Raw genomic sequence first — 26,643 nt, forward strand, 5'->3', positions numbered from 1 at the left:
TCACCGCACACCGGCGGCGCGGACGACGGTCGCCATGGCGTCCTCCCAGGCATCGGCCATTGCCGTCAGTTGGTCGCCGGGGTCGACGCTGCGGCCGCGTGCCGCGCGCGCCATCCGGAACTGCACGCTCTTCGCGCCCTCGGCGACCGCGCGGAAGCCGTCGGCGGCGGCAGCCGCACCGGGATATCCGCGACCGTCCATGTAGATGCTCACGTCCGCGGCGAGTTCGGCGGTGGCACCGCACTGGCGGAGCACGCCGAACGTCCACGGATGGAAGACATCCATTCCGCCGGTGCGGATCGGGTCGACGTCGGCGAGTACCCGCTTGCCGAGTTCGCGCACCGGATTCGAGCCGGCGCGCATGCGCAGGTGCCGGAGCACCACCGAGTCGAAGGCATCGCACTGCGGTGGCACCGCATCGAGACGGACCTGTTCGAGATAGGGAGGCCAGGTGGGCACGGGCACGTCGAGGCCGAACACTCCGCGGAAGTCCTCACCGGTGAGGACGTGATAGCCGCTGTTGTGGAAGTACTCGAGCGTCTCGGTGTCCCGGTCGATGAGATTGGGCACGATCGTCGTCTTCGAACGACTCTCCCGGTATCCGGTTCCCTCGGTGTCGGGCAACCAGAAGGCGTCCACCTCGATCGTCGACAGCAGGCCGGCGGCGGCGTTGTCCTCGAGGTGGTCCACCGGGCGGCGCCAGACGTTCATCTCCGCGACGTCGATCCCGTAGAGCGCGAACAGATCCTCGGGGCGGAACTTGAGGAAGGTCCACTGGGCGCCGTCGAACCGGGCCGAGAACGCGCACGCCGCCGCGGGGACCGGGTCGTGGCCGAGCGAATGCAGCACCTCGACCCACAGGTCGACGTAGCAGTTGGTCTCGGTCCAGATCCGGTCGGCAGCGTGCACGAAGTGCGGTGAGTACCCGTCGACGCGGACGTCGATGAGCCGATCGCTCACGGGAACATCCTGTCGCGTACCGCAGCGGGCCAGCGGTCGACGTCGAGTCCGTGGGTCCGCAGCAGCGCCAGGGCGATCCGCTCCATGCCGAATCCGACACACGCGCTGTGCGCGACTTCGCCGTCGGCGGTGCGGATCTCGAAGGTCTCGCCGAAGTGTTCGCGGTGGCAGTTGCACGAGACCACGGCGGTGCCGTCGTCGAGGTCGCCGTAGAGCCGGACGGTCAGCTCGGTCTTGAGGTTCTCGGTGCGCTGGTTGACGGCCAGCATGCGCCCGGCCCGCCCGAAGAAGGGGTCGTTGGCAGGCACGGCGGTCGCGTCGAGACCTAGCGAGTCGAGCACCTCGAGTCCTCGCTCCACCCAGGAATCACGATGCTGCGCAGCGTCGTTCTCGGTGCCGATGCGCACGAACTCGTGCATCCGGAAGGCCTGCATGCGAGCCGGGTCGACTGCCGGTTCGTGCCGGAAACAGTAGCCGAGGACGTCGAGCAGTTCGCCGTCCTCGCGCAGTGTGCCGGTGTACCGCGAGTAGGCGGGATGGCATGCGGCGGAGACGAGCACGGTGTCGGCGGGTTCGAGCCACGGATCCCACGCCTCGCCCCGCGACCGCGCGGCGAGCAGTTCGGCGTGCTCGGTGTTGCTGCCCGCGAAGGTGTTCACCGCTCCGGTCAGGTGCGGGAACGAGGCGATGTAGTCGGTGCGCTCGAAGCTCGTCCGCGGGAAGACCGGAGGGAAGCGCAGGCGCGTCGCGGCCCGGCCCGGACCCGCCGCAATCACTACGCGGTCGATGCCGTCGACGATGTCCTCGAAGACACCCGACCGTCCGTAGAGTCCCGGAACACCGGTCTCCACGAGCAGTTCGGCCTCGAGCAACTGCTGCCGGAAGTCGAGGCGGGCGCGCTCGAGCTCGGACAGCTCGTCGGTTGCGGTCCTGGTAGTGGCTGTACTTGTCACAGCGTCCCCCGGTAGGCGATCGACAACTGGGCCGAGTTGTTCATGATGCGGTCGTTGTTGACCATCACGGCGGCGCCGTGCGCGTCGCGCAGGTGACGGCCGAGCGAGTACTGCGAGTCCTCGCGGTATCCGGCGATCCCGCAGATGAGCATCGCGCGGTTCACCAGATCCACGACGAGCGTGGACGCGGTGACCTTGAGGTTGTTCATGGCGAGCGAGAAACCCATGCCCGACATCGATTCCTCCTGCGCCGACGCGGCGGCGTCGAACCGGGCGGCCGACGCGGCGACGAGATCGGAGAATTGCTGGTGCACGGCGGCTGCTTCGGCGAGTCGCAGCGCACCGGGCGGCGTGACGCCCGGGCTGCGGCGGGCCGCCGACCGCACGAACGAGCGGGCCTTCTCCATCGCCGCGTCGGCGATTCCGAGCCACACCGCCGACCACACACTGTGCGAGACGGGAAGCATGGTGCGCGACGAGATCTCGGCGTAGGCCGTGCCGACGACGCGATCGGCGGACGTCGTGGCGGTGAGGACGAAGCCGGGGCTGCACGTGCCGCGCAGTCCGAGGGTGTCCCAACTGCCGGTGGGCTCGAGGGTCACGTCGTCGCGTCGGCACACGACGAGCACCTGGTCGCTGGGCGGGCTGTCGGCGGTGCGACGCGCGGTCACCAGGATCGCGTCGGCGTACTCGCCGTACGAGATGACCGGTGCGTTCTTCGTCAGCGTGACGGTGTCGCCGTCGCGGGCGACGGCGCAGACACTGCTGCGCACGTCGCCGCCGGTGCCGAGTTCGGTGGTCGCCGAAGCGATCAGGTAGTCGTTCGCCACCGCTTCGGCGACGAAGGCGGCCACACCCGGGGCGGAGTGATGCACCAGCGACAGGATCTGCGTCTGGTGCATCGCGAAGATCATCGCGGTGGAGGCGCAGTACCGGCCGAGGATGCGGGCGACGGCGCACAGCTCACCGAGGGACGCGCCCTCCCCACCCTGGTCGACGGGGACGGCACAGTTCAGCAGTTTGTGGGCGCGCAGCGCGTCGACGGCCTCGTGCGGGAACCGACCCTCACGATCCACGTCGGCGGCCGCGGGACCGGCGCTCTCGCGTCCGACGAGTTCGGCACGGGCGAGCAGTGACAGCCCGGCGTTCTCCGCGACGGTGAGCGGCACGGATGTCGACGTCACGCGACGCCCAGTTCCGTCAACGCCGACCTGATGGCGCCGACGCTCGCGAAGGTGCTCTTGCGCAGCAGTTCGTCGGGGAATTCCACGTCGAAGGCGTCCTCGAGGGCGAGCATCACGTTCACACTGGCGTGCGATGTCAGGCCGAGCTCGTAGAGGTCGGCGGCGGGATCGAGCGCAGTGCTGTCGACCGACAGCTTCGCGTGCTCACCGAGGACCTTGCGGATCACCTGCTCCGTCATGGGTGTTCTCCAGTTTCTGCTTCGTCGACGCGGGTCGCCACGACCGTCGCGATGGCGTATTCGGGCTCGTGGGAGATCGAGACCTGTATGTCGGTCACCTGTTCATCTCGCGCCAGGGCGGCCGCGTTACCGGCCAGTACGACAGTGCATCCGCCCCAGTCCGCGCGGCGGATCTCGATGGCCTGCCAGGGAACCGCGTGCTCGCGCGGACGCAGGACCTTCATGACGGCTTCCTTCGCGGCGAAGCGCGCCGCGAGGCGTTGGGCGCGACCCGGTCCGGTGCATACGTCCAGCTCGTGCGGGGTGAACACGCGCTGCAGGTAGCGGTCGCCGAAGCGATCGATGCTCGACGCGATGTCGCGGACGGTGACGACATCGCAGCCGACACGTGTCGTCGCGACGCGGGGGCCGCTGCCATCGTTCATGGGTCACTCCTCGGGATGCGCTGCACACGCTAGCCGCAGGTCGGCCGATCTACACCACTCGAACGGCTCTGGCTCGCAGGACATCCCGGAAATCACCCCGACTTTCACCCGCCGGTCGCGGCAGTTCGCGCGGTGACCCGGGACTCGCTACCGCAACACGCCGCGTCGATCCCGGCTCGGCGCGCGAACGACGAAAGGCCCCGGCCGGGTGGTCGGGGCCTTTCGGGGGTCTGGAGTTATGCGGACGTCCGCACGGGTTCCTTGTCGCTCTTCGGCTCGTCCTTCGCTGCCGGCTCCTTCTTCTCCGCGGCGGGCACCGGGACGGTGTCCTGCGCGTAGTAGAAGTGCGGGCGACGGTGTCCGAGGAAGGAACCGCACCAGGACATGACCGCGATGTAGCGGTTGCGGAAGCCGACCAGGTAGACGAGATGGACGGCGAGCCACAGCACCCACGCGATGAAGCCGGTGAGCTCGATCTTCCCGACCCGCGTGATGGCGCGGAACCGGTTGATGATCGCCATGCTGCCCTTGTCCTTGTACTGGAACGGGGTGCCCATCGCGACCTTGCCGGTGATCATCTTCGCGACGTGGCGGCCACCCTGCATCGCAAACGGCGACTGTGCCGGCAGGTTGTCGAGGGTGACCATGTCGCCGATGGCGAAGATGTTGTCGCTGCGGCCGACGGTGAAGTCGGGGTCGACGAGCAGGCGTCCGCCGCGGACCGTCTCGCAGCCGGTGCGCTCGGCGAGCACGTCGGCGAAGTCGTTGGCCTGGATGCCGGCCGACCAGATGATGGTCTCCGCGGTGAGGCGGCGGGTCTCCTCGGTCGTGGGCGTGGTGAGCGTGGCACCGTGCTCGTCGATGTCGGTGACCATCGTCCCGAGGACGACGTCGACGCCGCTCTTCTCGAGCGACTCCTTGGAGTACTCGCTGAGCTTGCCGCCGAACGGGGGCAGCACCTTGTCGGCGCCCTCGACGAGCGTGACGGTGACGTCGTCGGCGCGGATGTTGCCGATGTTCTCGGCGAAGTAGCGCTGCGCGAGCTCCTTGATCTGTCCCGCGAGCTCGACGCCCGTCGGGCCGGCGCCCACGACGATGAAGCTGAGCAGATTCTTCCGACGCTCGGCATCGGTGGTGACGTGTGCTTCCTCGAAGCACCGCACGATCTGGCGTCGCAGCTTCTCGGCGTCCTCGACCGTCTTGAGCGCGTACGTCAGGTCGGCGAACTCGTCGCGCCCGAAGTACGCCTGGCGGGCGCCGGTCGCGGCGACGAGGTACTTGTAGCCGAGGCGCAGACGCTGACCGCCGGCCTCGTAGACGACCGTGTTCTCCTCGGGAAGCACGTCGACGACGCGGCCCAGGCGGACGTCGGCGTTGGGGTACTCGGCCAGGATCGCGCGCACGGAGGGGGCGATCTCACCGGGCGAGAGGACACCGGTCGCAACCTGGTAGAGCAGAGGCTGGAAAAGATGCTCGGTGGTCTCCGAGATGAGAACGAAGGGCGTGCCGGCCTTGGCGAGCTTCTTGGCGGTGGCCAATGCTCCGAAGCCGGAACCCACGATGACTACATCTGTCCGATCGACCAGGGTCACTGTGTCCGCATCGTCCATGCTGTCGTAAACCTCCACGTACTTGTCATCTCCGTTGATGTATGACTCCCAAGGTAGGTACGAAGGACCCTTGTTATCCACTAACCTGGGATATTCGAAAAACTGTTATCTGCTTTGCTCATAAATGCAGATGGCACGTTCCCGGGAGGAGCCATGGATTTCCGTCAGCTGCGCTACTTCTTCGCCGTCGGCGAGGAGGGCAGCTTCTCCCGTGCTGCCCAGCGCTGCTTCATCTCGCAGTCGGCGATCAGCCATCAGATCGCGAAGCTCGAGCACGAACTGGGCACCACCCTGTTCGACCGCACCACCCGTTCGGTCAAGCTCACCTCGGCCGGCCGACGCCTGATGCCGATCGCCGCCGAGGTACTCAGCCTCGAGGCGAAGGCCCTGGAAGTGGGCCACGAACCGCGGGAGAGCATCCGCATCACGGCGAACATGAGCTTCGCGTCGCAGAGCCTCGACGCGATCTCCAGCGTCCGCGAGCGTCACCCCAAGATCGACGTGGAGTTCGTCATCAAGGACTTCACCGACCGCGTCAACGCCGTCGCGTCCGGCGACGCCGATCTCGCACTGATCCGCGGCGACGTCGACCGCCCGGGGCTGGAGGCGATCCGTCTCGGCATCGAGGAACTCGTCATCGTCACGTCGACGGAGCACCCGTTGTCGGCGTTCTCCACCGTCGACCTCGGCGATCTCGCCCACTACCCACTGCTGCTGCCGCCACGCGGCAACCAGGTGCTGTTGCACCGCGTGGTCGAGGACGCCTTCGTCGAGGTCGGCCGCCGTGTGCGTCTCGGACCTCCGATCGCGAGCGACCACACCGCGACTCTCGAGGTGCTCACCAATCCGAGGGCGTGGACCGTGCTCTACGCCGGCACCGCGGCCGACACGCCCCGCAAGGGGCTGAAGTTCATGCGCGAGATCCACCACCGGCTGCAGGTGCCGGTGTGCGGGGTGGTGCGGAGCAACGCGACGCCCAATCCCGAACTCGAGTTCCTCATGCGGGCGCTCGCGCATTCGATCGTGCCGCCGACGGACAGCACGCCGTGATCGGACCGCCGACATCGGAGCGCGAAACGGTCATCGGTGCGCGCAATTCCGCGCTCTGCTGACCGTTTCGCGCGTCGCTGCAGTCCGGGGCGACTCAGTCGCGCGGCGACAGCTTGTCGAGCAGGTCGAGGCCCTGACGTGCCCACGCGATCTCGGCCTCGCCTCGGCCGATGAGACCGTCGTACGCGAACGCCTTGAACGCGATGATCCGCTCGTGGTCCTCGGCCGGATACTTCTGCACGCGTCGCGCGATGGTCGCGTTGCTGAGGTCGAGGATCGCATCGCGCACCGTGGTCCACTGGGCGATCTGTTCGGTGTAGTGGTCGATGTGCCGTTGCAGGCACTCGCGAGCGCTGTCGGGGTCGGCCCATTCGAAGTAGGCCGCGCGCATGTGGGCGGCGTCGCGCACCGGGGCGTAGTCCAGCGGAGTGGACATCCACTCACGGAAAGCCCGAATGCCGTCTTCGGTGATCGAGTACCGGGTCTTGGTGCTGTTGGGACCCCAGCGCACCTGTTCGCCCTCGACGAGGCCTTCGCGCTCCATCCGGCGTAGTTCGGGATAGATCTGCGAGTCGGGTGCATGCCAGACGTGCCCGACCGACCCGCCGAACCGTTTCGCCGCATCGTAGCCGGTCAGAGGCTCGGCGGTGAGCAATGCGAGCAGCGCGTATCGCAGGCTCATGGACCACCACCTTTCCCCGGGCGAGTATTCCATCCTTGCAAATAACTATATCGATAGATAGTGTGTGCTCCAGCTCACCAACTATCTATGTAGATAGTTATTTCACCCCTCAGTGTTCGGAGGATCCGACATGACCGATCTCGGCCCCACCGGGGCGACCGCGAAGAACATGGCCTACCCGCTCGACGCCTGGTACGTCGTCGCCTGGGATCACGAGGTGGGTCGCCGCGAGATCCTCGCCCGCACCATCGCCGGCAAGCCGATGGCCCTCTACCGCACCGAGGAGGGCCGTCCCGTCGCCCTCGCCGACGCCTGCTGGCACCGCCTCGCGCCGCTGTCGATGGGCAAGCTCATCGGCAGCGAGGGCATCCAGTGCCCCTACCACGGTCTGCAGTACAACTCCGCGGGTCGCTGCACACACATGCCCGCCCAGCAGACGATCAATCCGTCCGCGATGGTGGCGTCCTATCCCGTCGTCGAACGGCACCGCTTCGTGTGGGTCTGGCCGGGCGATCCGACACAGGCCGATCCCGATCTCATCCCGGACATGTTCCAGATGGACTCCCCCGACTGGGCGGGCGACGGACGCACGATCGACGTGCAGGCCAACTACCAGCTCGTCCTCGACAACCTGATGGACCTCACCCACGAGGAGTTCGTACACTCGTCGTCCATCGGCCAGGACGAACTGAGCGAGTCCGACTTCGTCGTCACCCACGACGACCGCACCGTCACGGTCACCCGCTGGATGCACGACATCGATGCACCGCCGTTCTGGCTCAAGAACATGCGCGACAAGTTCCCCGGTTTCGAGGGCAAGGTCGACCGCTGGCAGATCATCGAGTTCCAGGCACCGTCCATGATCCGCATCGACGTCGGTGTGGCGAAAGCCGGTACCGGCGCCCCCGAAGGCGACCGCAGCCAGGGTGTCAACGGTTTCGTCATGAACACCATCTCGCCCGTCGACGAGAGCACCGCCCTGTACTTCTGGGCCTTCATGCGCAACTACCGCCTGGAGAGCCAACTCATCACCACGCAACTGCGCGACGGCGTACACGGCGTGTTCGGTGAGGACGAGGCGATGCTCACCGCGCAGCAGAAGGCCATCGAGGCGAACCCGGATCACGAGTTCTACAACCTCAACATCGACGCCGGCGGCATGTGGGTGCGACGCCTGATCCAGCGCATGGTCGAAGCGGAGCGGAACCTCACCTCGGCCCCCGCCGTTCCCGAGGGAGCCCACTGACATGAGCAACAACCAGATCCGTTGGCAGCGGGCCCGAGTCGTGGGTGTCGAGCGGGCCGCCGATTCGATCGCCGAGATCACCCTCGCCGCCGACACCGCCCACCGCGTCGAACCCGGCGCCCACATCGATGTGCGTCTCCCCTCGGGCGACACGCGTTCGTACTCCCTCGCCGCGGGTGGCCCGGACGGTCGTCTCACACTCGGCGTCCACCGCTCCCCTACCTCGCGCGGCGGCTCCGAGTACATGCACTCGCTGCAGGTCGGCGACGAACTCGAGATCACCGAGCCGCTCCAGAACTTCCCGCTGCGGGTCGGCGCACCGCGCTACGTCCTGCTCGCCGGCGGCATCGGCATCACCGCGGTCCGCGCGATGGGAGCCGTGCTCCGTCGCCTCGGTGCCGAGTACCGCTTCGTGTACGTCGGTCGCAGCCGTTCCGCGATGGCCTTCCTGTCCGAGCTCGAAGCCCTCCACGGCGACCGTCTCGACGTCCACATCGACGACGAGGGAACGGGATTGGACGTGACCGCACTCGTCGACGGCGTCGATCACGGCACCGAGCTGTACATGTGCGGTCCGATCCGCCTCATGGACGCCGTGCGGCGCCGGTGGCACGACCGCGACCTGCCGATGCCGAATCTCCGCTACGAGACCTTCGGCAACAGTGGATGGTTCGACGCCGAGGAGTTCACGGTCACCGTGCCCGAACTCGACGTCACCACCACCGTCGGCTCCGACGAATCGATGCTCGACGCCCTCCGGCGTGCCGGTGTCGACATGATGTTCGACTGCCGCAAGGGCGAATGCGGCCTGTGCGAGGTCTCCGTCGCCTCGCTCGACGGTCGCGTCGACCACCGCGACGTCTTCTTCAGCGAGGAGCAGAAGCGCTCCTCGCGCCGGATGTGCGCCTGCGTGTCACGCGTGGTGCGCGATTCGGCGTCGTCCCGATCGACGACGGGTGTCGTCACGCTCGACCTTCCCTGACCACCGCGCATTTCACACCACGAGGAAACACGATGGATCTTCGCGCACGCATCGACGCCTCGCCGATGCATCCCTACCAATGGATGGTCGTCGCCCTGTGCGTCGTGCTGAACATCCTCGACGGCTTCGACGTCATGGCCCTGGCGTTCACCGCCAAGAGCATCGGCAGCGACTTCGGCCTCGGCGGATCGGAACTCGGCGTGCTGCTCAGCGCGGGTCTGATCGGCATGGCCGTCGGTGCTCTCGCTCTCGCCCCGATGGCCGACCGGATCGGCCGACGGCCCCTGATCCTGATGTCGGTCGCACTCGCCACCGCCGGCATGGGCCTGTCCGCGAGCGCCGGATCGGCGTGGGAACTCGGCATCTGGCGGGTCATCACCGGACTCGGCATCGGCGGTGTCCTCGCCTGCACCACTGTCATTGCAAGCGAGTACTCGTCGGCCCGCTGGCGTGGTCTGGCGATCAGTATCTACACCGCCGGATACGGTGTGGGTGCCACGATCGGCGGTATGGTCGCCGTCGGCCTGCAGAGCGAATACGGTTGGCGTGCAGTGTTCGTCACCGGCGCCGGCCTTACCGGCCTGGCGCTCGCGCTCCTCGTCGTGCTGCTGCCCGAATCCCTGGACTTCCTCACCAGCCGGGGACGCGCAGGCGATCTCGACCGGATCAACAGCATCGCGCGACGCATCGGCCAGAGTCCCGTCTCCGAGCTCACCCGCTCCGCAGACAAGACTGCACCGCGGGCAGGACGGATCTCGGATCTGTTCTCCGGAAGCAACACCCGATCGACGGTGCTGCTCTGGGCGGCCTTCTTTGCCACCATGTTCGGCTTCTACTTCGTCAACTCGTGGACGCCGTCGCTGCTGGAGACCGCCGGTCTCACGAAGGACCAGAGCGCCACGGCGGGCATGATGCTCACCCTCGGCGGCACCGTCGGGTCGGTGCTCTTCGGAGTGCTCGCCAGCCGCTGGACCACCCGGTCGGTCCTGCTCACCTTCACCCTCGCCGCCGCCGCGACCATGACCGTCTTCATCATGTCGATCTCGACCCTGACGCTGGCGTTCGCGCTCGGCATCCTGATCGGTGGACTCATCAACGGGTGCATCGCCGGTCTGTACACCCTCGCGCCGTCCCTCTACGGACCGCAGGTGCGGGCCACCGGCGTCGGTTCCGCCATCGGTATCGGCCGAGCAGGTGCCATCCTCGCACCGACCGCGGCCGGTGTGCTCCTCGATGCGGGGTGGACGCCCGAACAGCTCTACTTCGGAGTCGCCGGCGTGGTCGTGCTCGCCGCGGTGGCACTGTTCGCACTGCGCCCGGCACGCTCGGCGGACACCTCGTCCGAGCCGCTGCCGGCCGTCGTCTCCACGGAGTCGCGGAGCTGACCGACGGCCGGGAATCAAAGCGCGAAGTGGTCATCAGAGCGGGTAATTCCGCGCTCCGATGACCACTTCGCGCGTCGATGCGGCGGTCCCTGCCGCGAACACCTTCACAGCAGCCGGGTATTCATGGCTTCGGTCCCTTCCGGGTGCATTCCTTCGGGGCGAGCCCCAGCGCCAGGTGCGGCCAGTGGGCGATGTCGCGTCGCATCTGCCGGTCGTGGGTGGCCACCGCGACGGCGGCGTCGGTCGCCCCCAGGGCGTCGGTCAACTCGTCCACCAACGTGATCGACAGGTGGTTGGTGGGCTCGTCGAGCAGCAGTACGTGCGGTCGCGCGGCGAGCACCATCGCCAGGTCGAGGCGTCGTTGCTGTCCCATCGACAGGTCACGGACCCGCTTGCCGAGGTCGCGTTCGGTGAACAGTCCGAGTTCGTCGAGATCGACCGCTCCCTGGTCGGGGACGAGTCCGGCGACGATCAGTTCGCCGACGTGCGCGTCGTAGACCTGCTGCACCCGCGCCGCCGACGGTGCCGGCGACTCCTGGGCGAGCCGCCCGATCCGTACGACGGGATCGCTCTCGCGGGTCCCCGACGTCGGTTCGACCTCACCGGCCAGCACTGCGAGCAGCGTCGACTTGCCGGCGCCGTTGGGTCCGGTGATGACGAGCCGCGAACCGGCGAGGACGGCAAGGCTGACCGGACGGTCGAGCCGGCCGCGCACCATGACGTCCTCGACGCGCACCAACGGGGTGTCCGGGTCGATCCCGTCGGCCTCCGCGCCGAGCGCCGGCATGGAGAACTGAAGCGGCGGTACCGGTACCGCCACCGCGTGGTCGTCCAGCGCTTCCTGACGGCGGTGCACCGACTGCACGAGGGCCGGCGCACGGGTGGCACGCTGGTGCTTACCGGTGCCCTTCTCCGGCCGCCAGCCGGTGACGAGCCGATCCTGCGCGGATTCGAGGTCCGATTCCAACCGGGCCCGCTCGGCCTGCTCGCGGGCGTATTCGCTCACCCAACGGGCGTATTCGGCTTCGCGTCCCGTCCGGAAGCCGGCGTAGCCCCCGCCGTACAGGCGTGGACGACCGTCGCGGCTCGGGTTCAGGTCGAGGATCGACGTGGCGACGTCGGTCAGCAGGGCGCGGTCGTGGCTGACGAGGACCACACCACTACGGGTCTGCTGCAGGCGTTCGGTGAGGTAGTCGAGTCCCGACGCGTCGAGGTGGTTGGTCGGCTCGTCGAGCAGCAGGAAATCGTGTTCGGCGCCGAGCAGTGCGGCCAGACGCACGCGGTAGCGCTGCCCGACCGACATCTCTGCCAGCGGCCGCGAACGGTCGGTGACGGCGCCGAGCGCTTCGAGGGCGGTGTCGACGCGACGGTCGGCGTCCCATGCGTCGAGTTGCTCGGCGATCTCGAGGGCGTCGGCGTACGCGTCGGCGGCGCCCGGACGCTCGTCGGCGAGCGCTGCGGTGCTCTCGTCGAGCGCTCGCAGAGCCGCGCGGACGTGCGCCAGCTCGATATCGACGAGATCACCGACGGTGCGCCCCTGCGCAACGGTCATCTCCTGCTCGGCGATGCCGAACGAGCCGAACCGGCGCACGGTCCCCGAGTCCGGTTCGAGGCGACCGGCGAGGACGTGCAGCAGCGTGGATTTACCGCGGCCGTTCTCCCCGACGACGCCGAGCCGGGACCCGGGCATGACCGCGAGGTCGACGCCGCGCAGGACGGGGTGGCCGTCCCGCGCGAGGTGGACGTCGACGGCGCCGAGTTGGGCGCGGGAGCGCCGGGGCAGGGTGATGCTGATGGTCATGTGGTTTCCTCCGGGCGGAGGCGCACTCGTCCCCGGATCACGGGTGGGAGGATGCGCTCGCTGACGAACGGCCGGACACTCGGCCGTATTCGGGTACGGCTCGAACCGCGACCTCGGAGTACGTCCCGAGTCGCGGAGGGGGTGTCGTCAGTGGAAGGAGAGCGCCTGGATCATGATCTCCAGGGTACCGAGCGCCCGACCACCGTCAATCGGATTTCGGTCCTCGATCACGGAGTGCCTCCGCGGAGCGGTACTCGTGCGAGGATGCGAGGAACAGCTGTCGACGAGGCCGCAGGAGGCGCTCATGGAGCACACCGAATCGTCGTTCACCGGCGTCGGCGCGATCCCGATCGTGTACGACGTGTGGTCGCCGGAGGCCCCCACCGGCGTGCTGATCCTCAGCCACGGACTGGGTGAGCACGCACGTCGCTACGACCACGTCGTTGCGCGGCTCACCGATCTCGGCCTCGTCGTGTACTCCCCCGACCATCGCGGTCACGGACGGTCGGGCGGCAAGCGTGTGCGCGCCCAGGAGATGCGCGAGTTCACCGACGACCTCGACAGCCTGATCGACCTGGCGACCCATGCGCATCCCGGCCTGCCGGTCTTCATGCTCGGTCACTCGATGGGCGGTGCGATCGCTCTGGCCTACGCGCTCGACCATCAGGACCGGCTCGACGCGCTCGTGTTGTCGGGGCCGGCGGTGATCGTCACGTCGGGCACGCCGAAACCAGTCGTGGAGATCGGCAAGCTGATCGGGCGTTTCCTGCCGGGTGTGCCGGTGCAGAAGCTCGACAGCAAGGCGGTCTCGCGCGATCCCGCAGTGGTCGCGGCGTACGACGCCGATCCGCTCGTGCACCACGGTCTCGTGCCCGCCGGGCTGGCGCGGGTGCTGGTGCTCAACGAGCAGAGCCTCGAGCGTCGTCTTCCGAACCTGAGGCTGCCGTTGCTCGTCATGCACGGAACCGCCGACGCTCTCGCCGATCCGGCCGGGGCGCAGCTCATCGCCGACCGTGCGGGTTCGAAGGACCTGACGTTGAAGTTGTACGACGGGCTGTACCACGAGGTGTTCAACGAGCCGGAGAAGGACCGCGTGCTCGACGACCTGACGGCCTGGTTGAAGGCACGGCTCGACAACTGAGTTTCGACAACCGGGAGGAGAGGTCGTGTCGTCACGCATGCCGGTCGCGTTCGTCGGCCACGGCAGTCCGCTCAACGCGCTCGAATCGAATCGGTACACGCAGGCCTGGGCGGCGTTCGGGCGATCCGTGCCGACGCCCCGCGCGATCCTGGCGATCTCCGCCCACTGGTTCATCAACGCCACCGCGGTGACCGCGATGCGGTCGCCGCGCACGATCCACGACTTCTTCGGGTTCCCGCAGGAGTTGTTCGACGTCGAGTACCCGGCGCCGGGTGCTCCGGAACTGGCGGAGGAGATCGCCGATCTCGTCCACCCGACGTGGGTGGGTGCGGACGTCGACTCGTGGGGCATCGACCACGGCACCTGGTCGGTGCTCACCCACGCCTTCCCCGAGGCGGATGTCCCGGTGGTGCAGCTCAGCCTCAACGCCTACAAGCCGCTCGACTACCACGTCGATCTCGGCGCCCGTCTCGCCGGACTCCGCGACCGCGGGGTGCTGATCGTCGCGAGCGGCAACGTCGTCCACAACCTCGGCGCGATGGATCCGCGACGCCCGGGCGCGGGGTTCGACTGGGCGCACCGATTCGACGAGGACGCCTTCGCCGTCCTGCGCGACCGTCCCGGCGACGCCGCAGCGCTGGGTGAGCACCCCGATTATCGTCACGCGGTGCCGACCCCCGACCATTTCCTGCCGTTGCTGTACGTCGCGGGTCTGGCCGCCGAGTCCGGGGAACAACCGGCGACCCTCGTCGACGGTGTCGAATACGGATCGCTGTCGATGACGTCGTACGCCGTCGGCGGGAACTGTCCGCCGCGCGACGGGGACGGCCACGGCGCCGGACTACCCGAGAGCCCGGAACCGCCCGACACCAACCTGTGAGCGCTCAGGCAGCGTCGTCCACGGCGACGATCGCTCGTCGCGCGAACCGGGTGCTGAGCCCGATCAGTTCCATGGCCTCGGGGATCGCGCGGGCCAGGACCGGCCACGCGTGGATCTGCCCGCGCCACAGATGTGTCTCCACGGTGCGTCCCGCCGACACGAGTCGTTCGGTCATGATCTCCACGTCCGGCCTGGTCAGCTCGTATTCGGCGGCGCACATGAACATCGGAGGGAACAGCGACGGGTCGGCGTCGACCGGGTTCGTCTCGCCCTCGATCGCCTCTTCGCCGGCGAACCAGCGCGGACTGATCTTCCCGAGTGCCTTGATGGGCAGGTAGGCATCCCTCGCCATGTACTTCGGGTCGTGCTTGTCGAGGTCGAGGTTGAGCAGCGGCGAGTAGCCGATCACCGCGGCCGGTCGCTGGATGCCGCGACGCGCGGCGAGTTCGGCGACCTTCGCCGCGAGATAACCGCCGGCCGAGTCGCCGCCGACGACGATGCGGGTGGGGTCGTCGGCCACCTCGAGCAGAGCGGTGTACGCGTTCATCGCGTCCTGCACCGAACCTGCGATCGGCACGGCGGGCACCTGCCGGTAGTCCATCGAGTACACCGGTGCACCGGAGTCGAGCGCGAGCTGCACGCACAGCTGACGGTGGGTGGACGGGCCGCAGAAGATGAAGCCGCCGCCGTGGAAGTAGAGGATGGTGGCGTCGTCGAGCGGGTCGTCGACCGGCTTCGGGGAGATGATCCGCTCGCCGGGCACTCCGCCGAGTTCGGTCTGCGTGACGTGCACGGCGCGCGGCGTGGGCGTGATCCTGTCGACCACCCACGACAGCCGGCCGAGCACGGCGATGCCGAAGTCGTTGCTCGGCCAGAGACTCAGAATCGGCTTGAAGAGGATCCGGACCACCCACAGGAGGATCAGCGCGACCCTACTGCTGCGGTCGTGCCAGGTCACCGCATCGGTACGCATGTGCACACACTATGTGACCGATACGTTTCGGGCATCGAGAGTTCCGACACCCGGCGGTCCCGGACCTCGAACGCGTCACCCGATCCGCAGCAGCGGCACGAGCAGTTCCTCGTCGGTCAACGCCCCGTGCTGCCCGGGAAGGTTCGACATGACCTGCTCGCCGTCGCTGCGGATCACCGTCGATTCGCCACGGCCGACGGCCACGATGTCGCCGATCCGCTTGGTCAGCGCCGGATCGGGATCGGATCCGAACAGGCACGCCGCGAACGCGTCGTCGCGGGTGCCGACCCACGCGTGGTCGCCGAGCTCGTTGCGCCAGCGTTCGAGGACCCGGTCGACGTGGTCGGTGTAGATGTGGCGGCACCGCGGTTCCCCGGCGATGACGGTGACATCCTCACCGAGACCCGGGGTGTGGTCGAAGTCGATGCGGCGGCCACGCGAGGCATCGACCATGCCGTGATCGGCGGTGACGAGCAGGCGGGTGCCGGCCGGCAGCGCGTCGGCGAGTTGCTCGACGAAACGATCGACCACCGTGAGCTGCGCGAGCCACGCCGCGGACTCCGGCCCGTAGACGTGCCCGAGGGTGTCGACCTCGCCGATGTAGCAGTAGACGAGGCTGCGGTCGCCGGCGCTCACCGCGGCGACGACCTGGGCGAGCAGATCGCCGTAGGCGGAGACGCCGACGAAGTTGCCGCCACGCAGCACGGCCCGGGTCAGGCCGCTGCCCTCGAAGGCCTTCGGCACGACGGTGGTGACGGTCAGACCCGCCTCGCGGCCGCGTTCGAACACCGTCGGGTGGGGCTGCACGGTCTCGGGGACGAGGTCGTCGCGCTGGTCGATCGCGGTTCCGGCGAGGGTCCAGCGGAGCCAGTTGACCGGGGCCTCGATCTCGTCGACGTACGACTGGTAGCCGGTGATGCCGTGGAGTCCGGACGGCAGCCCCGTCCCGAGGGAGGCGAGGCTGACGGCGGTGGTCGTCGGGAAGCCGGCACGCATCGGGCTCCCCGGCGCCTGCGTCAGATACGGTGCTGCTTTCGTGTTGCGCTGCAGCAGTTCCCATCCCATTCCGTCGACGAGCAGGACGACGGTGTGATCGACGGGGGTGAGATCGAGTCGGTTGGTCTCACCGGCGACCCCCGCGGACGAGAGCACCGACGGCATCAGGTCGGCGAGGGTCGGCTCGGCGTAGACGTCGCGCAGCGGCAGGCTCATAACCCGAGTATGAGCCACTCGCCTGCGCCGAGGGTCACTTGATGTCGGAGCCGTGCCTCGTCAGCGGCATGACCTCGATGTTCATGTAGGGGAACAGCGGCAGGTTCCACAGGATCTCGTGCAGTTCGTCGGCCGACTCGACGTCGAAGATCGAGATGTTGCTGTACTGGCCGACGATCCGCCAGATCTCCCGCCACTTGCCCTGGCGCTGGAGATCCTGGCTGTAGGCCTTCTCCTTCGCGATGGTCTCGGCGCGCACGTCGGGGTCGAGATCGCGGGGGATGTCGACGTCCATCCGAACGTGGAACAGTGCCATGATGATTCTCCTTCTTCGGTTCTGACGAGAGCGCGGATCAGGAACGCGCGTACTTCTTCACGACGTCCATGTCGAGTTCGACGCCGAGTCCCGGCCCCTCGGGCAGGTGCACCTGACCCTCGGAGTAGTCGAGCGGCTTCTGCAGCAGTTCGACGGCGAACAACTGCGGACCGAACAGTTCGGTGCCGTAGTCGATCCCCGGTTCGGCGCACGCGAAGTGGATGGACGCGGCGGTCCCGATGGGACCTTCGATGGAGGTCGCGCCGTGGCACCGCAGACCGGCCGCCTTCGCGACAGCGACGACCTGCTTGCTGCGCTGCAGTCCGCCGCACTTGGTGGTCTTGAGCGCGACGACGTCGGCGGCGCCGAGCTTGGCCACCTCGTACGCGTCGTGCGGGGTCTGCACGGACTCGTCGGCCATCACCGGCGCCGAGACGCGCCGGTTGATCTCGGCGAGCACGTCGAGTTGATCTGCGGGAGTAGGTTGTTCGATGAGTTCGACACCGCCGTCGACGAGCTGCGGGACGTGGCGCAGCGCGGTGAAGCGGTCCCAGCGGGCGTTGACGTCGATGCTGAATCCGACCTCGCCGCCGAACGCCTCGACGATCTTGACGACGCGTTCGGTGTCGACCACCGGGTCGAGCGCACCCATCTTGAGCTTGAAGGAGTAGTTCAGGCGCTGCTCACGCTTGTGGGTGACCTCCTCGACGATCTCCTCGAGCGGCGCGGCACCGAGCGCCCACCGCACGTCGACGCCGGTCCGGAAGGCACCGCCGAGCAGCGACGCGACCGGCACACCCAGCGCGCGTCCCCACGCGTCGTGCATCGCGACGTCGACGGCGGCCTTCGCGAATCGCGCGTTGGCGACGATGCGCTCGATATCGACCATGACGCCGCTGATCTCGTCGACTCCGCGCCCGATGATGTAGGGCCCGATGTAGCGGTCGACGATCTGCTGCATCGTCTCGACCGATTCGCCGCCCCACCACGGTCCGCCCGGCACGACGCCCTCACCGTAACCGGTGACGCCGCCCTCGGTGGTCACCGCGACGAGCAGGATCGGCTGCGCTTCCGCCGTGGTGGTGGCGAACTTGTGGGGTCGGATCAGCGGCACGTCGATGATCGTCGTGGTGACGGAGGCGATCTTCAGATCGGGGTCGGACATCGGAATTGCTCACAATCGGATCGGGGTGTGACAGGGGATACGTTGCTGCTGCATTCAGCACGAATGCCGGTGCCCGAGTTGGGCACCGGCATTCGTTACACAGATCCGACCTTCACTCGGGAGCCGGTCGGACGGCGTCCGCGGTGCGGATCACGCTTCGGGGTCGAGCACGAAGTTGTAGGTCACTTCGTCGATGCCGTCGGCGTTGGGCTGCGGATCCAGGATGAGCTCGGGCTTGACGGCCGTGGCGACGTCGTCCTCGACCCACTCGCCGCCCTTGAAGTACAGCTGGGTGGTGATGGCGCGCTTGCCGGGAGCCTTCACCATGAGGTGCAGGTGGGCCGGGCGCCACGGGTGTCCGCCGTAGGAGCTGATGAACCAGCCGGTCGGTCCGTCGGCCGGGATCTTGTAGGGAGCCGGCTTGAGCGTGGTGATCTCGAAGTTGCCGTTCTCGTCGACCTCGACGGTGCCGCGCAGGTTCCACTCGGGGATGCCGGGGGCGAACTGCGAGTAGAAGCCCTCTTCGTCGGCGTGCCACAGCTCGACGGTGCCGCCGGGCAGGCCGTTGCCCTCGAGGTCGGTGACCTGACCCTTGAAGATCAGCGGCGGGGCGACCTTGTCCTTCTCGCGCATCGGCATCGTGCACTTGGCCGGGAGCTTCGGGCTGTTCGGCACGTAGTAGGGGCCTTCGATGGAGCCCTTGGTGCCGGAGAAGCCCTTGCGGTCGTAGTGCACCTTCTCGATCTCGTGCTCGACGAAGACGTCCAGCCACAGCGGCCACTCGCCGTACTCACCCACGTCGATCAGCCACTGCTTGAGCACGCGGTACTCGTCGTAGGTGACCTGGTGCTTCTGGATGATGTCGGCGAAAGCCCCGATCACGTCCTGGTAGATCGCCGACGCGCGCTCGACCGAGGTGTCGGACGTGACCCGCTCGGACTTGAACTTGTCGGTCGCAGCGTTGCCGGACCCGTGGGCGGTGGGGTTCTCCATGGTGGTCATGGCTCTCCTCGTGGGGGACTGAACTATCGGGAAGGGTGGGGCCGGTGCGACACGGGGGCTGCGGTGATCACCGGTCAGTACGCTGTGCGTACTTGTGTATCGCAGTGCGTACATCACATACTGTGCGTGGTGTCACACAGCTTGTCAACACCGGATCGGGCAGTATCAACAAGTACGCAGGTAGGAGGCGGGATGCCGAGCATCGACCTAGGTAATGGTCCTAGTAACGATCGGGACTTCATCCAGAGCATCGAACGTGGTTTCGCGGTATTGCACGCCTTCGACGACAAGGACCCGAACCCCAGCCTGGCCGAACTCGCCGCCAAGACCGATCTGTCGCGACCCGCGGTCCGCCGGATCCTGCTCACCCTGCAGAAACTCGGCTACGTCACGTCGCACGGTACGCGGTGGTCGCTCACTCCGCGCGTGCTCAGCATCGGGCGGCACTACACCGAATCCCACACCCTCGTGGACTCGGCGTTGCCGAAACTCGTCGAGATCGCCGAGCACGCCAACGAATCCGCATCCCTCGGGGTGCTCGACGGCACCGAGGTCGTCTACGCCGCGCGTGTCCCGGTCCGCCGGATCATGAGCATCAACGTCTCCGTCGGCACCCGTGTCCCCGCCTACGCGACGTCGATGGGCCGGGCACTGCTGGCCTGGTCACCGCGCGAACTCGTCGATCGCGTCCTCGACGAGACCGAGTTCGTACGATTCACGAGCGCGACGATCGACAACCCCGACGACCTGCGCGCCGAACTGGCCCACGTGCGCAACCGCGGCTACGCGATCACCTCCGCCGAGCTCGAAGAAGGGCTCATCACGATCGCCGCTCCCGTCTTCGACCCCTCCGGCTATGCCGTGGGAGTGCTCGCGTGCTCGACGTCGACCGGCCGGCACACCCTCGACTCGTTCCGCGATCTCGCGGCGAAGAGGGTCGTGAACTGCGCCGAAAGGCTCAGCAGCGAGCTCGGCTACCGCCACAACTGACGGCTCCCGGTCACTTGCGCAGCGTGACCGAGGGCGCCACCCCGTACTTGCGCTTGTAGGCCGCCGCGAACCGGCCGGTATGGGTGATACCCCACTTCAGGGCCACATCGGTGACCGACAGCTCCGCCGCATCGCCCACCGCGAGCTCCTCGTGGATGCGCTCGAGACGCAGGTCGAGCAGATAGTCACGCGGGCACACCCCGAGATATTCGCGGAAGCCCTCCTGCAGGCGCCGCACACTGACACCGGCCACCTCGGCCATCTCCGCGGTGGTCCACGCCGAGGCGGGATCCTCGTGCAGCCGGCCGAGGACACGCTTGATGATGCGCGGACGCGCACCGCCGGTCGGATCCGCGTCCTCCGGCATGACCGCGAGGATGAACGAAGTGGTCAGAGCGCCCGACAACTGCTCCGCGACAAGGGGATTCCGCCAGAGCGATTCGTCCGCTTTGAGCTGTTCCACGACCGAGCGCAACAGCGTCATCCAGCTCTGACCCGCCTGCGTCGTCAGATCCACCCGATTGGGAAGCTGCAGATCGGGACGGGCGAGGATGCGCGACATCTCGCGCTGCAGATAGTCGCGTTCGAGCTTGATCCCGACGATCTCGCAGTCGTTCGTCCACTTCTGCTCCGGTGCTGCGGTGTCGGGACGGAAGACGGCGGCGTGCCCGACCTCCGACACCAACCCGTTGCCGGCGGCGATCCGCCCCGCGATCGGAATGTTCACCGCGTACGCCCCGGGATGCTCGCTGCGGATCGACACCGCCGCTCCCCAGCCGATGCGCGCGAGACGGATCGGCCCGAGCGGCAGCGTGCGGAGCCGGAGCGAGGGCGCGACGTCGTCGAGCGGCGTCAGTTCGTGCTCGAAATAGGCATTCGAGACAACCTCTTCCACCTCTTCCCAATCGACCGGCCCCGGAGTCGGCTCCATTGCCATCGGCCCCTCACCTTCGTTTCCAGCTCGTCGTCGGTGCTCCGACCTGCGCATCCGTGTGGTTCGAGCGCGTGCGATCCAGTGTGATGCGGAACACATCCCCAGGCGAACAGGGCCCTTCGGCCCGCCCACCGCGCTAGGTGGATAGTGACCGCGCTCACTGGATCGCACAAGTTTCTCGGCGTCCATATGGTCTGTGTCACATCGAATCGAAGTCCACCACAACCCGCACCGGACAGGAGGACGCAGACATGGATCAGCGCACACTCCGCAACATCTTCGGACAGTTCGCCAGCGGCGTCACCGTCATCACCTGCGCGAACAGCGACGGAGAGCCCCACGGCGCGACCGTCACCGCCTTCACCGCCGTCTCCCTCGAGCCCCGCCTGTGCCAGGTCACCCTGACCCGCACCTCCAAGGCCTGCCGGTTCCTGTCCGACGCGCCGTTCGCGGTCAACATTCTCGCCGCCGACCAGGTCGACACCGCACTGCACTTCGCGGGACGCCCCCAGTCGCCCGAACCGGTCTGGGAGCAGGGCCCCACCGCCCCGATCCTCGCCGGCACCGCCGCGACACTGTCGTGCACGCCCTGGCGCGAATACGACGGCGGCGACCACGTCATCTACATCGGCGAGATCGTCGACGCCACCTTCGACGAAACGGTAGACCCGCTCCTGTTCTACCGCAGCACTTTCCACGATCTCGGCGCCCCGAGCACGTCCACCGCGTGGAACGGCTCGCTGGACGACCCGCACAGCGGGTGGTTCGACTCCCAGACCCGCTTCGTGCCGTTCGAACTCGCCCCGGCCCGAGTCTGAGCCCCAGCGCCGCGGGCCGAGACACAGCCCCGCGCCCGAGACACAGCCCGAACCCTCTTCATCCCCACCGGACAAGGAGAAACTCCATGACCACCACCGAGCCCCGGCCCACGGAAACCGTCGACCGCTCCAAGGTCAACGTCGCCGCAGACCACCCGGCCAACCAGCAGAAGAACTTCGCCTCCCGCCCGATGACCGGCGACGAGTACATCGCCTCCATCGACGACGGACGCGAGATCTACCTGCACGGTGAGCGAGTCAAGGACTTCACCAACCATCCGGCCTTCCGCAACTCCATCCGGATGACGGCGCGCCTCTACGACGCCCTCCACACCGGTGAGCACGTCAACACCCTCACCACCCCCACCGACACCGGAAACGGCGGCGTGACCATGCCGTTCTTCCGCACCCCGAAGTCCGCCGACGACCTGCGCGCCGACCGCGACGCCATCGCCGCCTGGGCCCGCATGACCTACGGCTGGATGGGTCGCAGCCCCGACTACAAGGCCTCCTTCCTCGGCACCCTCGGTGCGAACGACGAGTTCTACTCCCCCTTCCAGGACAACGCGAAGCGCTGGTACCGCGAGTCGCAGGAGAAGGTCCTGTACTGGAACCACGCGATCATCAACCCGCCGGTCGACCGCTCGCTGCCGCCGGACCAGGTCGGCGACGTGTTCATGAAGGTCGAGAAGGAGACCGACGCCGGCCTCATCGTCTCCGGCGCCAAGGTCGTCGCCACCGGTTCGGCGATCACCAACTACAACTTCATCGCCCACTACGGTCTGCCGATCAAGAAGAAGGAATTCGCGCTGATCTGCACGGTGCCGATGGACGCACCCGGCATCAAGCTCATCTCGCGCGCCTCCTACTCGCAGAACGCCAACGTCGCCGGCTCCCCGTTCGACTACCCGCTGTCCTCGCGACTGGACGAGAACGACGCGATCTTCATCTTCGACAAGGTCCTGGTGCCCTGGGAGAACGTCTTCATGTACGGGGACGTCGACAAGATCAACAACTTCCTCGGTGGTTCCGGCTTCCTCCAGCGCTTCACGCTGCAGGGCTGCACGCGACTCGCGGTCAAGCTCGACTTCATCGCCGGTCTGCTCATGAAGGCCCTCGACGCCACCGGCGCCGGCGGATTCCGCGGCGTGCAGACCCGCGTCGGTGAGGTCATCGGATGGCGCAACCTGTTCTGGTCGCTCTCCGACGCCATGGTCAACAACCCCGAGCAGTGGATCGACGGCACCGTCATCCCCAAGCTCGAATACGGCCTCACCTACCGCATGTTCGCGATGCAGGGCTACCCGCGCATCAAGGAGATCATCGAACAGGACGTCGCCTCGGGCCTGATCTACCTGCCCTCGTCCGCCGCCGACTTCAAGAACCCCGACGTGCGCCCGTACCTCGACAAGTACGTCCGCGGCTCGGACGGCATCCAGGCCGTCGATCGCGTGAAGGTCATGAAGGCACTGTGGGATTCGATCGGCTCCGAGTTCGGTGGGCGCCACGAACTCTACGAGCGGAACTACGCCGGCAACCACGAGAACGTCAAGGCCGAGCTCCTCTTCGCGGCCGAGGGTCGCGGTGACGTCGCCTCCATGAAGGGCTTCGCGGAGCAGTTCATGAGCGAGTACGACCTCGACGGCTGGACCGTGCCCGACATGATCGGCAACTCCGACGTCAGCGCGTTCTACAAGTAACCGACTCCCGCGCGCGGGCGGATGATCTCCGTTCCCCTGCCCGCCCGCGCGCGGCCCCCAACATCCACCCACCGCGAAGGAGCGTCCGAGATGACCACGACCGCATCGACCTCCGTGTCCCATCCCCCTGCACCGGAATTCGACGCAGTGGTCCTCGGACGCTCCTTCGCCTCCCAGCGGATAGCCGCCCGGTTGCGCGACGAACTGCGGTTGGCGGTCCACGAGATCGGCACCGCGAGCGTCGTCCGCTACGACGACATCGACCATCGGTGGGAGATCCTCATCGGCGGTACCGTCGTCGGCCGGGCGAAGTTCGTCGTCGACGGGCACGGTGGCCTCGCACTGCACGGCCGAGAGGGCACCACGCTCGACCGTGACGCCCTGACGGTGCACGGGTTCCCGAATCTGTTCCGCCCCATCGTCGGTACGCGCACGGACCCCGTCGGGTACACGGTGTCCTGCATCGAGTACATGCGCAGCAACGGTCTGGACTACGTCGAGCGGCGGCTGCGGACGCCGGTCGCGGACGACGACTTCCCCGAGCTCTCGTTCGATCGGCCCACACCGATCCTCTGGTTCGGCTGATCAATTCGGCCGATCCCTCGGGCTCGGCTGGGCCGTCCGGGGAGGACGCACGAGCGGGTGACGACCACGAGTCGTCACCCGCTCGCGTGCGTCCGTGTCCGCATGCGTTCAGCCCTTCAGGACTTCCGTGGGCGTGACGCCGTACCGTTTCCGGAAGGCGGCGGCGAAACGTCCCGGATTGCCGAAACCCCACCGAAAGGCTACGTCTGCCACGGTGATTCCTCCGGCAGCAAGATCCGCGTGGGCGCGATCGAGCCGGATGTCGCGCAGGCACGCCGACGGACTGCTGCCCACGTACTCGGAGAATGCCTCCTGCAACCTGCGCACACTGGTCCCGGCGATCTCCGCCATGTCGGCTGCCGTCCAGACACGACCCGGATCCTCCTGCAGAGCGTTCAACACCCGCCGGACCATGCCCGGGCGGGGTGCCGGTGACACGTCGTCGGCCGGCGCGACCGCCAGGACGAAGGCCGTGGTGACCGCACCGCCGAGCTGGGCCGACACGAGAGGATTCGTGAGCACCCGGGTCGGGCCGGCGAGCTGCTCGCTCAGCGATGCCACGAGACGGTGCCATTCCTGCGCCGACCCCCGCAGATCGAGCCGGTCGGGAAGGTCGAGTCGCGACCGCAACGGACCACCGAGGATGCGGTCCGCTTCGCGTTCGAGATGATCTCGATCGAACTTGATTCCGAGGACCGAACATTCGGCGTCCCACCGGGTGATGAGCGACGGGGTGTCCGCGCGGAAGACCGTCGCCGAGCCGGGTTCGGAGACGACGGTGCCCGAGCGTCCCTGCGATTCGAGCCGTCCGCTCAGCGGGATGTTCACCTCGTAGGCACCGGGATAATCGCATTCGATCGCGACGTCCGCTCCCCAGCTCATCCGGCCGATCGTGACGCCTCCGAGATCGGCCGAGACCAGTTCGAGCTCAGGGCGATCCACCCTTCCGAGGTCCGTCAGCCGGTGCGGGAAGTACACGTCCGCCACGACGCGCGAGGCCTCGTCCCAGTCTTCGATCTCGGGCACACTCACGTCTTCGAGACTAACCGCTGCCGAGACCTGGATCACATAGTCGCGTGATTCGTCCAGGGACCGCGCAATGTGCATCGACCGGCCGGTCGACGGCCTCATATGGTCCTGGCCACGTCAACAACGGTCCGGCCGTCGCCGGACGACTCCCGACCCGGAGGTACACCGATGACCAGCACCCTTTCGTGGCTCGACGAGATCACCATGGAAGAACTCGAGCGCAATCCGTACCCGGTCTACGAGCGTTTGCGCGCCGAAGCCCCGATCGCCTTCGTGCCCGTCCTCGGCGCCTACGTGGCATCCACGACCGAGGCGTGCCGTGCGGTCGCGGCCGGTGACGACTTCGACGGCATCATCACCCCCGCCGGTGGCCGCACCTTCGGTCATCCCGCGATCATCGGCGTCAACGGCGACATCCACCGCGACCTGCGGTCGATGGTCGAACCCGCCCTCCAGCCCGGCGAGGTGGACCGCTGGATCGAGGATCTCGTCCGCCCGATCGCACGACGCTACGTCGAGGCGTTCGAAGCCGACGGCAGGGCCGATCTCGTCGCCCAGTTCTGCGAGCCGGTGAGTGTGCGGTCACTCGGAGATCTGCTCGGACTGAAGGACGTCGGTTCGGACAAACTGCGCGAATGGTTCCACAAACTGTCGGATTCGTTCACCAACGCAGCGATGGACGAGGACGGAAACTTCCTGAGCCAGGAACGTTTCGACGAGGGCGACCGCGCCAAGGAGGAGGTCCGTTCCGTCGTCGATCCGCTGATCGACCACTGGATCGAGCATCCCGACGACAGCGCCATCTCGCACTGGCTGCACGACGGGATGCCCGAAGGGCAGACGCGGGACCGCGACTACATCTACCCGACGCTGTACGTCTTCCTCCTCGGTGCCATGCAGGAACCGGGACACGCGATGAGTTCCACCCTGGCCGGCCTGTTCACCCGCCCCGAGCAGTTCGAGGCCGTGGTGGACGAACCGGGGCTCATCCCCCGCGCGATCGCCGAGGGGATGCGCTGGACCTCCCCGATCTGGTCCGGCACCGCACGTATCGCCAAGCGCGACACCGTCGTGTCGGGAATCGAGTTCAGCGAGGGTTCGGTGGTGATGCTGTCCTACGGGTCGGCGAACCACGACATCGACGTGTTCGACGCCCCCAGCCGCTACGACCTGACCCGCCCGCCGCTCCCCCACCTCGCCTTCGGTGCCGGCAAGCATGCCTGCGCGGGAATCTACTTCGCGAACAACGTGAGCCGCATCGGTCTCGAAGAACTGCTCGAGACCATCCCCAATCTCGAGCGGGACACCTCCGAGGACGTCGAGTTCTGGGGCTGGGGTTTTCGCGGCCCGAAGACCCTGCACGCCCGGTGGGAGATCTGAC

Annotated in this window: 26 protein-coding genes; 11 read left to right on the top strand and 15 right to left on the bottom strand. The window is 67.6% G+C overall.

The annotated features are described in order from the left end of the window. The 6 genes from AC0LPE_RS22275 to AC0LPE_RS22300 all read right to left on the bottom strand — a co-directional run bounded on the left by AC0LPE_RS22275 (position 1) and on the right by AC0LPE_RS22300 (position 5,371). Positions 1-960 carry a DUF1839 family protein gene (locus tag AC0LPE_RS22275; RefSeq protein WP_088898034.1) on the bottom strand — a complete coding sequence of 320 codons (960 nt, stop codon included), beginning with the start codon at positions 958-960 and terminating at the stop codon, positions 1-3. Next, on the bottom strand, positions 957-1,913 hold the full coding sequence (locus tag AC0LPE_RS22280) for an amino acid--[acyl-carrier-protein] ligase (protein ID WP_088898035.1): 957 nt from the start codon (positions 1,911-1,913) through the stop codon (positions 957-959). Before AC0LPE_RS22280 ends, AC0LPE_RS22275 begins: the two co-directional genes overlap by 4 nt. Continuing rightward, positions 1,910-3,097, bottom strand: coding sequence for an acyl-CoA dehydrogenase family protein (locus AC0LPE_RS22285; protein ID WP_490605257.1), 1,188 nt, complete (start codon positions 3,095-3,097; stop codon positions 1,910-1,912). The genes AC0LPE_RS22280 and AC0LPE_RS22285 overlap by 4 nt, the downstream gene beginning before the upstream one ends. Next, complete coding sequence (locus AC0LPE_RS22290; RefSeq protein ID WP_024102340.1) at positions 3,094-3,336, bottom strand: acyl carrier protein; 243 nt, start codon at positions 3,334-3,336, stop codon at positions 3,094-3,096. The genes AC0LPE_RS22285 and AC0LPE_RS22290 overlap by 4 nt, the downstream gene beginning before the upstream one ends. Next, on the bottom strand, positions 3,333-3,761 hold the full coding sequence (gene acpS, locus AC0LPE_RS22295) for a holo-ACP synthase (RefSeq protein ID WP_088898037.1): 429 nt from the start codon (positions 3,759-3,761) through the stop codon (positions 3,333-3,335). The genes AC0LPE_RS22290 and acpS overlap by 4 nt, the downstream gene beginning before the upstream one ends. A 236-nt stretch (positions 3,762-3,997) precedes the next feature. Next, positions 3,998-5,371, bottom strand: coding sequence for an NAD(P)/FAD-dependent oxidoreductase (locus AC0LPE_RS22300; protein ID WP_059382795.1), 1,374 nt, complete (start codon positions 5,369-5,371; stop codon positions 3,998-4,000). Positions 5,372-5,524: 153 nt separating this feature from the next. Between AC0LPE_RS22300 and AC0LPE_RS22305 the strand changes: the two genes are divergently transcribed. Next, complete coding sequence (locus tag AC0LPE_RS22305; RefSeq protein ID WP_088898038.1) at positions 5,525-6,421, top strand: LysR family transcriptional regulator; 897 nt, start codon at positions 5,525-5,527, stop codon at positions 6,419-6,421. 94 nt (positions 6,422-6,515) lie between these two features. Here AC0LPE_RS22305 and AC0LPE_RS22310 read toward each other — a convergent pair whose 3' ends face one another. Continuing rightward, a complete protein-coding gene (locus AC0LPE_RS22310; RefSeq protein ID WP_145690638.1) occupies positions 6,516-7,103 on the bottom strand; it encodes a PadR family transcriptional regulator in 588 nt (195 codons plus the stop codon). 130 nt (positions 7,104-7,233) lie between these two features. On the opposite strand from AC0LPE_RS22310, the gene AC0LPE_RS22315 reads away from it, so the two are divergent. The 3 genes from AC0LPE_RS22315 to AC0LPE_RS22325 are packed head-to-tail and all read left to right on the top strand — an operon-like array spanning position 7,234 to position 10,716. Then, positions 7,234-8,349 carry a Rieske 2Fe-2S domain-containing protein gene (locus AC0LPE_RS22315; protein WP_160874679.1) on the top strand — a complete coding sequence of 372 codons (1,116 nt, stop codon included), beginning with the start codon at positions 7,234-7,236 and terminating at the stop codon, positions 8,347-8,349. A gap of 1 nt (position 8,350) precedes the next feature. Further along, positions 8,351-9,331, top strand: coding sequence for a PDR/VanB family oxidoreductase (locus AC0LPE_RS22320; RefSeq protein ID WP_490605258.1), 981 nt, complete (start codon positions 8,351-8,353; stop codon positions 9,329-9,331). A gap of 32 nt (positions 9,332-9,363) precedes the next feature. Beyond that, a complete protein-coding gene (locus AC0LPE_RS22325) occupies positions 9,364-10,716 on the top strand; it encodes an MFS transporter (protein ID WP_490605259.1) in 1,353 nt (450 codons plus the stop codon). A gap of 121 nt (positions 10,717-10,837) precedes the next feature. Here AC0LPE_RS22325 and AC0LPE_RS22330 read toward each other — a convergent pair whose 3' ends face one another. Next, on the bottom strand, positions 10,838-12,517 hold the full coding sequence (locus AC0LPE_RS22330) for an ABC-F family ATP-binding cassette domain-containing protein (protein ID WP_490605260.1): 1,680 nt from the start codon (positions 12,515-12,517) through the stop codon (positions 10,838-10,840). A gap of 304 nt (positions 12,518-12,821) precedes the next feature. Between AC0LPE_RS22330 and AC0LPE_RS22335 the strand changes: the two genes are divergently transcribed. Beyond that, entirely contained in the window at positions 12,822-13,658 is an 837-nt protein-coding gene (locus AC0LPE_RS22335) for an alpha/beta hydrolase (protein WP_088898044.1), read from the top strand. Between the two features lie 37 nt (positions 13,659-13,695). Then, complete coding sequence (gene ygiD / locus AC0LPE_RS22340) at positions 13,696-14,538, top strand: 4,5-DOPA-extradiol-dioxygenase (protein ID WP_088898045.1); 843 nt, start codon at positions 13,696-13,698, stop codon at positions 14,536-14,538. Between the two features lie 4 nt (positions 14,539-14,542). Here ygiD and AC0LPE_RS22345 read toward each other — a convergent pair whose 3' ends face one another. From AC0LPE_RS22345 to catA, 5 genes are all read right to left on the bottom strand, one after another. Continuing rightward, positions 14,543-15,511: an alpha/beta hydrolase gene (locus AC0LPE_RS22345; RefSeq protein ID WP_230824777.1), complete on the bottom strand. Its 969-nt coding sequence runs from the start codon at positions 15,509-15,511 to the stop codon at positions 14,543-14,545. Between the two features lie 75 nt (positions 15,512-15,586). Then, a complete protein-coding gene (locus tag AC0LPE_RS22350; RefSeq protein WP_490605261.1) occupies positions 15,587-16,723 on the bottom strand; it encodes an alkaline phosphatase family protein in 1,137 nt (378 codons plus the stop codon). 34 nt (positions 16,724-16,757) lie between these two features. Continuing rightward, a complete protein-coding gene (gene catC, locus AC0LPE_RS22355) occupies positions 16,758-17,039 on the bottom strand; it encodes a muconolactone Delta-isomerase (protein WP_490605262.1) in 282 nt (93 codons plus the stop codon). Positions 17,040-17,076: 37 nt separating this feature from the next. Beyond that, positions 17,077-18,204 (bottom strand): muconate/chloromuconate family cycloisomerase, encoded by a 1,128-nt coding sequence (locus tag AC0LPE_RS22360; protein ID WP_160874683.1) that lies wholly within the window; start codon positions 18,202-18,204, stop codon positions 17,077-17,079. Positions 18,205-18,354: 150 nt separating this feature from the next. Continuing rightward, entirely contained in the window at positions 18,355-19,206 is an 852-nt protein-coding gene (gene catA, locus AC0LPE_RS22365; protein WP_088898048.1) for a catechol 1,2-dioxygenase, read from the bottom strand. A 192-nt stretch (positions 19,207-19,398) separates the two neighbouring features. Between catA and AC0LPE_RS22370 the strand changes: the two genes are divergently transcribed. Continuing rightward, positions 19,399-20,196 (top strand): IclR family transcriptional regulator domain-containing protein, encoded by a 798-nt coding sequence (locus tag AC0LPE_RS22370; RefSeq protein WP_088898049.1) that lies wholly within the window; start codon positions 19,399-19,401, stop codon positions 20,194-20,196. A gap of 10 nt (positions 20,197-20,206) precedes the next feature. Here the strand turns inward: AC0LPE_RS22370 and AC0LPE_RS22375 are convergent, their stop codons facing one another. Then, positions 20,207-21,127 carry an AraC family transcriptional regulator gene (locus tag AC0LPE_RS22375; RefSeq protein ID WP_490606391.1) on the bottom strand — a complete coding sequence of 307 codons (921 nt, stop codon included), beginning with the start codon at positions 21,125-21,127 and terminating at the stop codon, positions 20,207-20,209. 254 nt (positions 21,128-21,381) lie between these two features. On the opposite strand from AC0LPE_RS22375, the gene AC0LPE_RS22380 reads away from it, so the two are divergent. The 3 genes from AC0LPE_RS22380 (at position 21,382) to AC0LPE_RS22390 (ending at position 24,233) form a co-directional block, all read left to right on the top strand. After that, complete coding sequence (locus tag AC0LPE_RS22380) at positions 21,382-21,948, top strand: flavin reductase family protein (protein ID WP_016691163.1); 567 nt, start codon at positions 21,382-21,384, stop codon at positions 21,946-21,948. A gap of 86 nt (positions 21,949-22,034) precedes the next feature. Then, positions 22,035-23,648 (top strand): 4-hydroxyphenylacetate 3-hydroxylase family protein, encoded by a 1,614-nt coding sequence (locus AC0LPE_RS22385; protein WP_059382681.1) that lies wholly within the window; start codon positions 22,035-22,037, stop codon positions 23,646-23,648. 90 nt (positions 23,649-23,738) lie between these two features. Beyond that, a complete protein-coding gene (locus AC0LPE_RS22390) occupies positions 23,739-24,233 on the top strand; it encodes a hypothetical protein (RefSeq protein ID WP_490605263.1) in 495 nt (164 codons plus the stop codon). Positions 24,234-24,341: 108 nt separating this feature from the next. Here AC0LPE_RS22390 and AC0LPE_RS22395 read toward each other — a convergent pair whose 3' ends face one another. Further along, a complete protein-coding gene (locus AC0LPE_RS22395) occupies positions 24,342-25,265 on the bottom strand; it encodes an AraC family transcriptional regulator (protein ID WP_490605264.1) in 924 nt (307 codons plus the stop codon). A 165-nt stretch (positions 25,266-25,430) separates the two neighbouring features. Here AC0LPE_RS22395 and AC0LPE_RS22400 point away from each other — a divergent pair, with 165 nt between their 5' ends. Next, positions 25,431-26,642, top strand: coding sequence for a cytochrome P450 (locus AC0LPE_RS22400; RefSeq protein ID WP_490605265.1), 1,212 nt, complete (start codon positions 25,431-25,433; stop codon positions 26,640-26,642). Position 26,643: the final 1 nt, after the last annotated feature.

The organism is Rhodococcus sp. S3, assembly GCF_058211795.1.

Excerpts from the sequence above, each read along its gene's own strand:
- AC0LPE_RS22350 (WP_490605261.1), bottom strand. The coding sequence starts at position 16,723 with ATGAGCCTGCCGCTGCGCGACGTCTACGCCGAGCCGACCCTCGCCGAC.
- AC0LPE_RS22380 (WP_016691163.1), top strand. The coding sequence starts at position 21,382 with ATGGATCAGCGCACACTCCGCAACATCTTCGGACAGTTCGCCAGCGGC.
- AC0LPE_RS22370 (WP_088898049.1), top strand. The coding sequence starts at position 19,399 with ATGCCGAGCATCGACCTAGGTAATGGTCCTAGTAACGATCGGGACTTC.
- acpS (WP_088898037.1), bottom strand. The coding sequence starts at position 3,761 with ATGAACGATGGCAGCGGCCCCCGCGTCGCGACGACACGTGTCGGCTGC.
- ygiD (WP_088898045.1), top strand. The coding sequence starts at position 13,696 with ATGCCGGTCGCGTTCGTCGGCCACGGCAGTCCGCTCAACGCGCTCGAA.
- catC (WP_490605262.1), bottom strand. The coding sequence starts at position 17,039 with ATGGCACTGTTCCACGTTCGGATGGACGTCGACATCCCCCGCGATCTC.
- catA (WP_088898048.1), bottom strand. The coding sequence starts at position 19,206 with ATGACCACCATGGAGAACCCCACCGCCCACGGGTCCGGCAACGCTGCG.
- AC0LPE_RS22325 (WP_490605259.1), top strand. The coding sequence starts at position 9,364 with ATGGATCTTCGCGCACGCATCGACGCCTCGCCGATGCATCCCTACCAA.
- AC0LPE_RS22310 (WP_145690638.1), bottom strand. The coding sequence starts at position 7,103 with ATGAGCCTGCGATACGCGCTGCTCGCATTGCTCACCGCCGAGCCTCTG.
- AC0LPE_RS22375 (WP_490606391.1), bottom strand. The coding sequence starts at position 21,127 with ATGGAGCCGACTCCGGGGCCGGTCGATTGGGAAGAGGTGGAAGAGGTT.
- AC0LPE_RS22400 (WP_490605265.1), top strand. The coding sequence starts at position 25,431 with ATGACCAGCACCCTTTCGTGGCTCGACGAGATCACCATGGAAGAACTC.
- AC0LPE_RS22320 (WP_490605258.1), top strand. The coding sequence starts at position 8,351 with ATGAGCAACAACCAGATCCGTTGGCAGCGGGCCCGAGTCGTGGGTGTC.
- AC0LPE_RS22305 (WP_088898038.1), top strand. The coding sequence starts at position 5,525 with ATGGATTTCCGTCAGCTGCGCTACTTCTTCGCCGTCGGCGAGGAGGGC.
- AC0LPE_RS22335 (WP_088898044.1), top strand. The coding sequence starts at position 12,822 with ATGGAGCACACCGAATCGTCGTTCACCGGCGTCGGCGCGATCCCGATC.
- AC0LPE_RS22315 (WP_160874679.1), top strand. The coding sequence starts at position 7,234 with ATGACCGATCTCGGCCCCACCGGGGCGACCGCGAAGAACATGGCCTAC.
- AC0LPE_RS22330 (WP_490605260.1), bottom strand. The coding sequence starts at position 12,517 with ATGACCATCAGCATCACCCTGCCCCGGCGCTCCCGCGCCCAACTCGGC.
- AC0LPE_RS22390 (WP_490605263.1), top strand. The coding sequence starts at position 23,739 with ATGACCACGACCGCATCGACCTCCGTGTCCCATCCCCCTGCACCGGAA.
- AC0LPE_RS22290 (WP_024102340.1), bottom strand. The coding sequence starts at position 3,336 with ATGACGGAGCAGGTGATCCGCAAGGTCCTCGGTGAGCACGCGAAGCTG.
- AC0LPE_RS22345 (WP_230824777.1), bottom strand. The coding sequence starts at position 15,511 with ATGCGTACCGATGCGGTGACCTGGCACGACCGCAGCAGTAGGGTCGCG.
- AC0LPE_RS22385 (WP_059382681.1), top strand. The coding sequence starts at position 22,035 with ATGACCACCACCGAGCCCCGGCCCACGGAAACCGTCGACCGCTCCAAG.
- AC0LPE_RS22360 (WP_160874683.1), bottom strand. The coding sequence starts at position 18,204 with ATGTCCGACCCCGATCTGAAGATCGCCTCCGTCACCACGACGATCATC.
- AC0LPE_RS22300 (WP_059382795.1), bottom strand. The coding sequence starts at position 5,371 with ATGGACGATGCGGACACAGTGACCCTGGTCGATCGGACAGATGTAGTC.